The following is a 9,173-nucleotide window of genomic DNA, read 5'->3' as shown; positions in this document are numbered from 1 at the left end:
GCTCGCGTCGGGTCATCGCAAGACCCTCATCGGGACGCCGATGAATTCCTGCCTCGTCGTACCCAAGCTTGGCTCGTCCGCGTTGTGAGAGGCGACGAGCGCTGCAGCCGTCGCGACCGGGCTTCGGGCCCGAGGCGAGGTTTCGATGCCGCACACGTTGGACACGACGGGCCTGCCGCCTCTGCTCGAAACGATCATGCGCCAGTGGGCGACCCGGGTGGGCTCGGCCGGACTCGGGATGGGCGAGATGATCACGGCCGAGGCTGCGGCCTCGACGGGCAGCCTGAAGCGCCGCGTGACGATGACGCCGGCCCTGGAGATCGCACTTGCCAGAACGGTCGCCGCGTCCGTCAACCTGGCCCAGGCGCTCGACAGGAAGGGATCGAATGCGACCGGACCCCGTGTCGATGCCTTCGCGGCTCTGGCCGACCTGGTTGAGCAGCTGCGTGTGGCACGGCCGAGCGACAACACCCGTTCGTTGGGCTTGGGCTGGTGAACGGCACGGGAAATGATCGCTCGATATAATTTGATGCAATTCCGAAATCCAAGTTCGATCGACCTCGTGCATGGTGCTGTGGTACGTAAATCAGACGGCCACACCAAATGTTCGAGCGACGCACTTCCGAACGGGTTGTTATCAAACAGATCGGCAGCATCGCTCTGGATGAGCACCGATCTGCATCCTGCTTGATCTACGATCATTCGGAGGGCGGTGTGCGATTGACGCTTCCGAATGCTGTGGATGTTCCCGAGGTGTTTGTCCTCTCCATGGAGCAGTCTGCTGCACCGCGGGTCTGCAAGGTCATATGGCGCAAGGACGAAGAAGTCGGTGCGAAATTCCATGTCCCGTCGAGCCGTCCAAGCATCCGCAAAGCCTGACTCAACCTGAGGGCGTGTAACGACCGCGCCGGCCTCATGGATGCGGCGGGGCCCCTTGCCCTGCTGATGGAACTGCGCGATGTCCATCACGCCACTCGCGAACGTCAGGCGTGGTTGAGTGGCTGATGCGCGGTAGCGGGCTCCGGTTACCGAAGATTTCGCCTGCTAGCCCAAGGACTTGGCAGGCTTTTTCGTCCCTGCGACCTGCCTCTGGATCGCTTGCCACACACCGCAACGCAAGGCGAAAGGCTATCTGAGATGAAGCACGGCGCGCGCAACGACATCCCCGCGAGGATCGTGGCGATCAAGCGTGGGGATGTGATGGCTCAGGTCGACGTCGAACTGGTCGGCACCGCCTATCACATGTCGTCGGTGATGACGGTCGATTCGCTCGATGAGATGGGCCTTCAGGAGGGCGATACCATCCGCGTCCTGGCGAAGGCCGTGAACGTGCTGCTTGTGAAGCCGTAGGGCGGATCGATCGTGCGGGCCTCGTCCCCCTCGACGCCTGGATCGCAGACCCGCCCGCGTTGAAGCCCTCGCGCCCGCAGGCGCTCCGCCACGCAGGGGAGCAAGAGGCCAGGTTGATTTAGCGAGCGCTTCGAAGACTGGATTCGCATAGGGACTTGCGGCGGCCGCAAGCATCGGTATCCGTGGCTTGTCTTGCCCGACCGAACCGACGCGCAACGACAGGACGCCTCGGCCGATCCGCCATCCGACGCCTATGGCTCCGGACGTCCTCAGGGCCAAGCCTTTTGCAGGTTGGCGACGGTTTTCGCATTGATCGTGTACGGGGGCATCGGCTTGCCGAGGCCGCCCCAGGGTTGCAGCCGATCCGCGCCCGCACTTCTGCCCTCGACGAACTCGCCCGGATAGCAGAACACGTCTTCGAGGGTATGCTCGTCGTTGCTCAACCCGGCCGCATGGATGAATTCGTGCACCAGGATGAAGCGGCGCACTTCAGGCCCGACCTGGCGCGACTTCTGGTTCGATGCGTCGGCTCGTGGGGTCGCGGGCACGAAAACGAACTGGCGGTCGATCAGCCCCGTGCCTTGATCGGACACGGCGACCGTAAGCCCGTGCATGCCATCACCCGAGAATGCCTTGGAGTACGTGGCGCCGCGGTAACTGAAAGACGCCTGCTTTGCGACGGCATCGACGACGATTTGCGCGCTCGCTTCGTCCTTCGCATCGCTCAACGACACGTTGACGCCGTTGGTCGCCATCAAGGTATTGAAGATCTTCATCGCGTCGCCCATCACGGTGGCCCAGGAGCCGCCGGAAAATCCACCCTTCGCGAACACGGCAAGGGGACTTGGATGGCTCCAAGATTTGACCGTCATCAGGTCCTCCCTCTCAGGCCATGAGATTGTCCCTGAAAGGTGCGCGGAATGCCGACGCGAGACAAGCAGAGTTTCCGGCGGGCCGCATCGTGCGCAGCCCGCGGACTGATCGGCCCCGTTGCGCGGTGTCGGCCCTCGGGTATGGCCTTTTGATCGAGAGGGGACAATTTGCAAACCGGCCGGAGCCGGCAACCTTCGGGTCCAAGCGGCCCGTCGATGACGGCTCCCGAAAGAGGACGATGCGAAAATGCCAGATTCCGTCAAGCAGGGCTTCCGCGCCGGCCTGGTCGCGCTCGCGTTCCTCACGGCGGGCGTCGCGCCGGCGGTGGCGTTCGACCCGACGCCCACCGTTGGCGCGGCCGGGCAAGCGGGCTTCGATGCCACGCGGCTCACGGCCATCGGCGACTTCGTCCAACGCGACATCGCGGCCGGCAAGATCCCCGGCCTGGTCCTGCTGGTCCTGCGCGACGGCAAGCCGGCGATGTTCGAGGCGTTCGGCGAGCGTGCGCCCGGGTCGGCGATGCGCACGGACAGCCTGCACCGCATCGCCTCGACGACGAAGATCTTCGTCACCACGGCGGCCATGCGCCTGTACGAGCAGGGCCGCTTCAAGCTTTCGGACCCGGTGGCGACCTACCTGCCGGAGTTGAAGGACCTCAAGGTGTTCGCCGGCACCGAGAGTTCGACGAGCGCCGACGTGCCGGCGCCCGAGGCGCCGCGCCGCGGGCCGACGGTCGAGGACCTGATGCGGCACACGGCCGGGTTCACCTACTGGTGGATCGGGCCTCCGAATCCCGTTCGGCGGAGCCAGCGTGAGCAGGATCTCGAAGGACTCTACGGCGCGACCGGTGAGGAGATGCTGGCCAAGCTCGGCCGGCAGCCTCTCCTCTACCAGCCGGGCTCGACCTTCGAGTACTCCATCGCCACCGACGTCCTCGGCCATCTCCTCGAACGGATCGAGCAGAAGCCCCTCGACCGCATCCTGTCGGAGCAGGTGCTGCAGCCGCTCGGGCTCTCCGACACGGTCTGGCAGGTCGACGAGGCGCAGGCCGGCCGCCTCGCCGAGCCCTCGCAGGCGACGATGGCGAAGGACCCGCTGGCCTGGGTCTACGGCTGGCTCGACCTCCGGAAGGCGCCCAAGCGCTTCTCCGGCGGCGCGGGCCTCGCCTCGACGGCCGGCGACGTCGGCCGCCTGCTGCAGATGCTCGCCAATGGCGGTGAGATCGACGGCGTGCGGCTGCTCTCGCCGAAGACCGTTCGCTTCATGCTGCACACGGATCACCTCGCCGGCGTGCGCGGGCCGCGCAACAACGTCGACGAGGGCTACGGCTGGAGCCTCGTGAACCCGGTCCGCTTGGCAACCGGCGCGCACACGACGCCGGGCGCACCGGGCGACACCTACTGGGGCGGCATCACGGGCCCGCGCTACATGATCGATCCGGGCGAGCGCCTCGTGGTGGTGGCGATGTTCCAGGCGCCGAGCCTGCGCGGACACTACTATGCGGTGCTTCGACAGATGATCTACGGCGCCATGGTCAAATGAGACGGCGTGGCCCCCTCGGTCCTGGCCGAATCCGCCGCCGTCGAGCCGCGGCGAAAGGCGGCGGTCACGGCCTCACAGACGACATCCCTTCGCTCGCGTCGCGAGGCGGATTTCGGCGTCGCTCGGGCGCCGCGCGGGCTTGATGAGACCCGTGTCCGCTTCGATCGGGCGGACAGGGTCTCAGACGAAATGTGCCGGCAGCGCTGCGGCCTGGCCGAGCTGCACCAGAGCCACCGCCATCCCGGCCGTCATCGCCCAGGCCACGAAGCGGTCGCTCACGCTCATGCCCTTGATCATCATCCGCGTGGCCATTGTCGATCCCCTCGTCTCGGCAGCCGTCGATCGGCTGGCTGGGGTAAGCTTATGGTTAAGATGAATGTCGCGATGATTGCGTCGCGTGTTGCGTGACCGCGAACCGGACCGGAGGCACGTCATGTCTGATCCGAGGGCTCCGGACAGCGGGGTCGGAACGCGTGGACGCACGCCGGACGGCACCGGGCTTTCTGCCGAGGCGCCGCCCTGTGGTTGTGGCAGTGCGCCAAGCCATCGCGCGCATGGGCGCCCGACCGAACCGTGCGACCTCCAGGACCCACAGGCCTGGATCAGGTTCGCCTACCCGGAGGCCGACGACCCATCGCTGATCGATGCGCCGCGGTTCACGCGCTGGGACATGGAAGTGGCCTTCATGGCCGGGCGCCTCGCTGCGCTCCTCCCGGCCACGCCCGCCGCGAACACCCGAGATCAACCGCAAGCGCCCGAGCCTGCCCCGCCCGAGGCCGAGGTCGCGCCGTGCGCGATGGGATCGTTCGACGGGTGACGACCCAGGTGGAGGCCTGCGTCGGGCGAGGCCCTAGCTGTCCCCTTCGCTCGAATCAGCCGCCGTCATCGTCGCGCTCATTTCAGCGAAGGCGCTCCGCAGCCGTTCCAGTCCCGCCACGAGTTCGGCCAACGTCAACGGGATTTCCTCGTTGCGCGTCAGGTTCGCGGCGATCCTGAACGTAGCCCCATCGGGCAGTACGGTCAGGTGCGTGTTGTCGTAACGACAGGTGTATCGTTCACGCTGGCCCTGCCCCACCTCTGAGACGGCCCGCAGCACCCGCTGGCACTCCTCCTGATCGATATCCTCGAGAAACAACGCGAGCAGCGATGGCGCAGTGCCATGCACATGCGTCAGGCCGTCGTCATCGATGCGGATGCCGTAGGCGGACATCGACAGTCTTTCACGTCCCGGCGCAAAGTTCTGTAAAATAGACAAATGCCACCGATTATTTACCTATGCGTAATTATCGAGTATTCATCGGCTGCAATTTTATAAAAAATTACTACCGAGGAGAAATAAAAAAATCACATCAGAAGAATGATCTTGCCCATGTGCTGGTTCTTCCGCATGTGCGCGAGCGCATCGATGACCGCGTCGAGCTTGAACCGGCTGTCGATCGGCAGTGAGAAGGTGTTTGCCTCGACGCCGGCCCACAGGTCGGCCCGCACCTTGGCGGTGATGGCGCGGAGTTCCGCGATCGAGCGCGTCCGGTTGGTCACGCCGATGTAGCGGATGCGCTTCGAGGCGTGCAGGTCGAAGTCGATCTCCCCGCGGTTGCCGCCGAGCCGGCCGACGTTGACGATGCGGCCGAGCACCGCCGCGGCCTGGAGATTGCCGTTCATCAGCGCACCGGACACCTGATCGATGACGACGTCGACGCCCTTGCCGCCGGTCGCCTCCCGGACTTGCTCGGGCCAGGCCGCCTCTCTGCTGTCGAGCGCGACGGTCGCCCCGAACGCCTTGAGCTTTTCGCGCCGTTCCGGATTCGTCGATGTGCCGATCACCACCTGCGCACCGCGCCAGCGGGCGATCTGCAAGGCCATGATCCCGACACCGGAGCTCGCCCCCTGGACCAGTACGCTCTCGCCCGGCTCGAGGCGGGCGTTGGTGATGAGCGCGTCGTGCATCGTCTGCAAGGCGATCGGCAGGGTCGTCGCCGTCTCGAACGACATGCCTGAGGGGATCACGCAGGCGCGTCCGGCATCGCAGACCGCATAGTCCGCGTAGCCGCCCGCGCCCGTGCACATCACTCGATCGCCGACACGGAACCCTCTGGCCTCCGCGCCGACCTCCGCGACCTCGCCGGCCCATTCGAGGCCGGGAATGGTGCCGGCGCCCCCGATCGTGCCGTGCTGCTGCCCGGCGGCGACGCCGAGGTCGGCCCTGTTCAGCGAGGCTGCCCGGACTCTGACCAGGATCTCCTCGGGCGCCGGACGCGGGGTCTCGACCTCGGAAACCCGCAAGCCCTCCGGGCCCACCACTGCCGCCTTCATGCGCGTCCCTCCCGTGTCCGTCCTGGCCCCATCGGCAGCGAGAGCCCTCCCGGCCGAGGCCCAGGCGGCGGTCAGAGCCAGGACCGATCGACGATGCACGAACATGGTTGGCTCCCGGCGCTGCCCAGGCGATCGTTTTGCGAGCCGACAAGGTAGCACGTCGTCGCCGCAGTCACCGAAGGGAGCGTCGACGCCCTGTGCGCCGTATGGGGTGGTGGCGCCCCGGCAGTCACCCGGCGCCGGCTCTGGACGCCGTCTCGCGCAAGGCGTCACGGACGCTGCGTGCCGATGCCGGGGAACCTCGGCCGCGTCTCGATGGTCTTCAGGTGGAGGCGGCGGGCGCGCGGTCGCACGGCGCCGGACACGGCTTGCGGGGCCGATACCGCAACGGACGTCGACCCTGAAGGCCCGGGGGACGATCCCAAGCGGTCAATGGCGCCAGACCACGACGCGGACACCATCATGAACGGAACCGCACTGATCGCCGGCGTCAGCGGCATCGTCGGCAACAACCTGGCCCGGCACCTCGTCGAATCCGGCTGGTCGGTGCAGGGCCTCGCGCGGCGTCCGCTCCGCGACATGGCAGGCGTCGATCCGATCGCTGCCGATCTGCTCGACCCCGCGAGCGTGACGGACGCCCTGGCCGGACTGCAGCCCAGCCACGTCTTCATCACCACCTGGATGCGCCAGGAGACCGAGGCCGAGAACATCCGGGTCAACGCCGCGATGGTGCGCAACCTGCTCGACGCGCTCCGTCCGGCGGGCAGCGTCCGCCACGTCGCGCTGGTCACCGGCCTCAAGCACTACCTCGGGCCCTTCGAGGCGTATGGGAAGGGGACGCTCCCGGCGACGCCCTTCCGCGAGGACCAGCCGCGCCTCGACGTCGAGAACTTCTACTACGCCCAGGAGGACGCGGTCTTCGCGGCCGCCGAACGCGATGGCTTCGGCTGGAGCGTGCACCGGCCCCACACCATCATCGGCTACGCGCTGGGCAACGCCATGAACATGGGCGTGACGCTGGCCGCCTATGCCACCCTCTGCCGGGAAACCGGCCGTCCCTTCCGCTTCCCCGGCTCGGCCGCGCAGTGGAACGGCCTGACCGACATGACCGACGCCCGGCTGCTCGCGCGGCATCTCGCCTGGGCCGCCAGCACGCCGGCGGCGCGCAACGAAGCGTTCAACGTCGTCAACGGCGACGTCTTCCGCTGGAGCTGGATGTGGGGTCGGATCGCCGACTGGTTCGGCCTGGAGCCCGCCCCCTTCGACGGTGCGATCGATCCTCTGGAGGCGCAGATGGCCGGCGCGGCGCCGCTCTGGGCGGAGATCGCGGCCCGGCACGGGCTGGTCGAGCCCGACCTCGGGCGCCTCGCCTCGGCCTGGCACACGGATGCGGATCTCGGGCGTCCCATCGAGGTGGTGACCGACATGGGCAAGAGCCGCCGCCTCGGCTTCCTGGACTATCAGGCGACGGACGATGCCTTCCTCGACCTGTTCGAGCGCCTTCGGTCGTCTCGGATCATCCGGTGAGACCGTGTCCGCTCGATCGACGCGAAGCTCAGACGACGGCCCACGCCACGGCCAGCACGCTGGTCAGAAAGGCCAGCGAGGTCACGAGCACGGCGCCGACCTCACGATGATCGCGGACGAGGGTGCGGGAGGTCGCGAGCATGGCAAGTCCGGGGCGAGGGTCGGCCCGGCCAACATGTCAGTGGAAGCTTGTCCAATCAGTGTCCCGCGTGCCGCCGGCAGGCGGAAAACCCGGCCTGTCGCCCGCCGGCAACATCAGGCCACCGCCCGGGGATGGGTTGAGGGCGTGGCGGTAGAGCGCGAGGGCAACGGTGGGCGGCCATCGTCTGACCGCCACCGGGCCGTGACGGGCCGGGCAGCGCTTCCCTCCGGTATCGTGCACCCCGCCGGCTTCCGCGCGGCCGATGCTCCTCCACGCCTTCGGTCTTCACCGCGTGAGACGGCGGGCCTCGTGCGTTTCAGTCAAGGTCGGACCGCGCGAGCGCACGGCCGAGGCTGAGCAGCAGCAGGTCGGCCACGGTGCGAACCTCGGATGGAGCGTCGGGGCCGAGGGTCTGTTTCACGGCGATGGCGAGGTCGGCTGCGCGCTCCAACGGATCGCCACGCGTGGCGGAGTCGCTGAGCACGTAGCGGTCCCCCCCTTCGCGCAGTTCGGTGATGTCGATGAGGATGCCGTTCGATCGCAACGGCTGGCCGGTCTCGTCCCGATAGGTCCGCCCACGGCTGAGGAGCCAGCGCGTACCGCCGTCCCGCGTCATGACGCGGTACTCGGCCAGCACCAGGCCGCCCCTCCGCACGGCTTGCCGCACGTGCTCGATCAGCCAGTCCTGGTCGGCCGGATGGACGGCGGCCATGGCGATGGGATTTTCGATCTCCTGCTCGCCCAGGTCCGGATCGCCGGTCAGGAGCTTGGCGGCCCCCTCGTCGTAGATCACGACAGCGCGCACGTGGTCCCATTCCCAGACGCCGACGACGCAGGACGCTTCGAGGGCGGCATGCAGCCGATCGGTGTTCTCACTGAAGCCATCGATGGCTTTGATGCGCATGGACGGGCACCCCACGGCCTCCCAGAACCCTGCGTAGAGAACTACACATTCATCCTGAGGTTGCAACAGCTCTTCAGGACTCGCGCCTGCATTGAAACAAGCGTACGTTATGGGACGTTGTAGACCGCTTAGCCTTCTATGCCCGTGTCTTCACCATGCGAGATTTCAGAGTGTGCGATCACCTGACCGGGACGGGCGCGGCCGTGAGGTCGGTCTACACCCTCGCCCGCATTGCAGAAATGCTGGAGGTGCCTGTCTCGACCTTCCATGGACCAGGTGTCGATCGCGGCTCGACGGAACGGCTTGCGCAAACGGTCGAGACGGTCCTGCTCGCTCTCGTGCAGGACCATCTGCGCAGGTCCGATCCTGAGGGACGGGCACGCTTCGTCGAGGCCGTGCAGGCGATGGTAGCCGCCGCGGCGGGCTAGGCGGATGCCTCCTGGCCCCAGCATGGAGCCCCGCCCTCGGATCGAAGGCGGGGCTCGCAGGCTCGAGGCGTCTCGTTCAGGCGAAGAAGCCGGC

Annotated in this window: 12 protein-coding genes; 7 read left to right on the top strand and 5 right to left on the bottom strand. The window is 67.2% G+C overall.

Annotated features, from left to right (window positions below; genetic code table 11):
* Positions 1-145: 145 nt before the first annotated feature.
* From COGEMETH_RS15540 to COGEMETH_RS15530, 3 genes are all read left to right on the top strand, one after another.
* Entirely contained in the window at positions 146-496 is a 351-nt protein-coding gene (locus COGEMETH_RS15540) for a hypothetical protein (protein ID WP_238183510.1), read from the top strand.
* A gap of 107 nt (positions 497-603) precedes the next feature.
* Positions 604-879 (top strand): PilZ domain-containing protein, encoded by a 276-nt coding sequence (locus COGEMETH_RS15535; protein ID WP_238183509.1) that lies wholly within the window; start codon positions 604-606, stop codon positions 877-879.
* Between the two features lie 258 nt (positions 880-1,137).
* Positions 1,138-1,350, top strand: coding sequence for a TOBE domain-containing protein (locus COGEMETH_RS15530; protein WP_238183508.1), 213 nt, complete (start codon positions 1,138-1,140; stop codon positions 1,348-1,350).
* A gap of 269 nt (positions 1,351-1,619) precedes the next feature.
* Here the strand turns inward: COGEMETH_RS15530 and COGEMETH_RS15525 are convergent, their stop codons facing one another.
* Positions 1,620-2,222: a hypothetical protein gene (locus COGEMETH_RS15525; protein ID WP_238183507.1), complete on the bottom strand. Its 603-nt coding sequence runs from the start codon at positions 2,220-2,222 to the stop codon at positions 1,620-1,622.
* A gap of 247 nt (positions 2,223-2,469) precedes the next feature.
* Here COGEMETH_RS15525 and COGEMETH_RS15520 point away from each other — a divergent pair, with 247 nt between their 5' ends.
* On the top strand, positions 2,470-3,765 hold the full coding sequence (locus COGEMETH_RS15520; protein WP_238183506.1) for a serine hydrolase domain-containing protein: 1,296 nt from the start codon (positions 2,470-2,472) through the stop codon (positions 3,763-3,765).
* Positions 3,766-3,945: 180 nt separating this feature from the next.
* Here COGEMETH_RS15520 and COGEMETH_RS25615 read toward each other — a convergent pair whose 3' ends face one another.
* A complete protein-coding gene (locus COGEMETH_RS25615; RefSeq protein WP_283214998.1) occupies positions 3,946-4,077 on the bottom strand; it encodes a hypothetical protein in 132 nt (43 codons plus the stop codon).
* Positions 4,078-4,198: 121 nt separating this feature from the next.
* Between COGEMETH_RS25615 and COGEMETH_RS15515 the strand changes: the two genes are divergently transcribed.
* Positions 4,199-4,582, top strand: a complete 384-nt coding sequence (locus COGEMETH_RS15515) for a hypothetical protein (RefSeq protein WP_238183505.1) — start codon at positions 4,199-4,201, stop codon at positions 4,580-4,582.
* Positions 4,583-4,615: 33 nt separating this feature from the next.
* On the opposite strand, the gene COGEMETH_RS15510 is transcribed toward COGEMETH_RS15515, so the two are convergent.
* Positions 4,616-4,975, bottom strand: coding sequence for a hypothetical protein (locus tag COGEMETH_RS15510; RefSeq protein ID WP_238183504.1), 360 nt, complete (start codon positions 4,973-4,975; stop codon positions 4,616-4,618).
* A gap of 134 nt (positions 4,976-5,109) precedes the next feature.
* Positions 5,110-6,078, bottom strand: coding sequence for a quinone oxidoreductase family protein (locus tag COGEMETH_RS15505; RefSeq protein WP_238183511.1), 969 nt, complete (start codon positions 6,076-6,078; stop codon positions 5,110-5,112).
* 462 nt (positions 6,079-6,540) lie between these two features.
* Between COGEMETH_RS15505 and COGEMETH_RS15500 the strand changes: the two genes are divergently transcribed.
* A complete protein-coding gene (locus COGEMETH_RS15500; RefSeq protein WP_238183503.1) occupies positions 6,541-7,605 on the top strand; it encodes an SDR family oxidoreductase in 1,065 nt (354 codons plus the stop codon).
* A 458-nt stretch (positions 7,606-8,063) separates the two neighbouring features.
* Here the strand turns inward: COGEMETH_RS15500 and COGEMETH_RS15495 are convergent, their stop codons facing one another.
* A complete protein-coding gene (locus tag COGEMETH_RS15495; RefSeq protein WP_238183502.1) occupies positions 8,064-8,651 on the bottom strand; it encodes a PAS domain-containing protein in 588 nt (195 codons plus the stop codon).
* A 203-nt stretch (positions 8,652-8,854) separates the two neighbouring features.
* On the opposite strand from COGEMETH_RS15495, the gene COGEMETH_RS15490 reads away from it, so the two are divergent.
* A complete protein-coding gene (locus COGEMETH_RS15490) occupies positions 8,855-9,079 on the top strand; it encodes a hypothetical protein (RefSeq protein ID WP_238183501.1) in 225 nt (74 codons plus the stop codon).
* The last annotated feature ends 94 nt before the right edge of the window (positions 9,080-9,173 follow it).

This window comes from Methylobacterium trifolii (assembly GCF_022179685.1).
Lineage (GTDB): Bacteria > Pseudomonadota > Alphaproteobacteria > Rhizobiales > Beijerinckiaceae > Methylobacterium > Methylobacterium trifolii.
The sequence above is the reverse complement of the archived record's forward strand: the minus strand, read 5'-3'. Positions and strand labels throughout refer to the sequence as shown.

Coding starts and splice junctions, on each gene's coding strand:
- COGEMETH_RS15540 (WP_238183510.1), top strand. CDS start 146: ATGCCGCACACGTTGGACACGACGGGCCTGCCGCCTCTGCTCGAAACG.
- COGEMETH_RS15535 (WP_238183509.1), top strand. CDS start 604: ATGTTCGAGCGACGCACTTCCGAACGGGTTGTTATCAAACAGATCGGC.
- COGEMETH_RS15530 (WP_238183508.1), top strand. CDS start 1,138: ATGAAGCACGGCGCGCGCAACGACATCCCCGCGAGGATCGTGGCGATC.
- COGEMETH_RS15525 (WP_238183507.1), bottom strand. CDS start 2,222: ATGACGGTCAAATCTTGGAGCCATCCAAGTCCCCTTGCCGTGTTCGCG.
- COGEMETH_RS15520 (WP_238183506.1), top strand. CDS start 2,470: ATGCCAGATTCCGTCAAGCAGGGCTTCCGCGCCGGCCTGGTCGCGCTC.
- COGEMETH_RS25615 (WP_283214998.1), bottom strand. CDS start 4,077: ATGGCCACGCGGATGATGATCAAGGGCATGAGCGTGAGCGACCGCTTC.
- COGEMETH_RS15515 (WP_238183505.1), top strand. CDS start 4,199: ATGTCTGATCCGAGGGCTCCGGACAGCGGGGTCGGAACGCGTGGACGC.
- COGEMETH_RS15510 (WP_238183504.1), bottom strand. CDS start 4,975: ATGTCCGCCTACGGCATCCGCATCGATGACGACGGCCTGACGCATGTG.
- COGEMETH_RS15505 (WP_238183511.1), bottom strand. CDS start 6,078: ATGAAGGCGGCAGTGGTGGGCCCGGAGGGCTTGCGGGTTTCCGAGGTC.
- COGEMETH_RS15500 (WP_238183503.1), top strand. CDS start 6,541: ATGAACGGAACCGCACTGATCGCCGGCGTCAGCGGCATCGTCGGCAAC.
- COGEMETH_RS15495 (WP_238183502.1), bottom strand. CDS start 8,651: ATGCGCATCAAAGCCATCGATGGCTTCAGTGAGAACACCGATCGGCTG.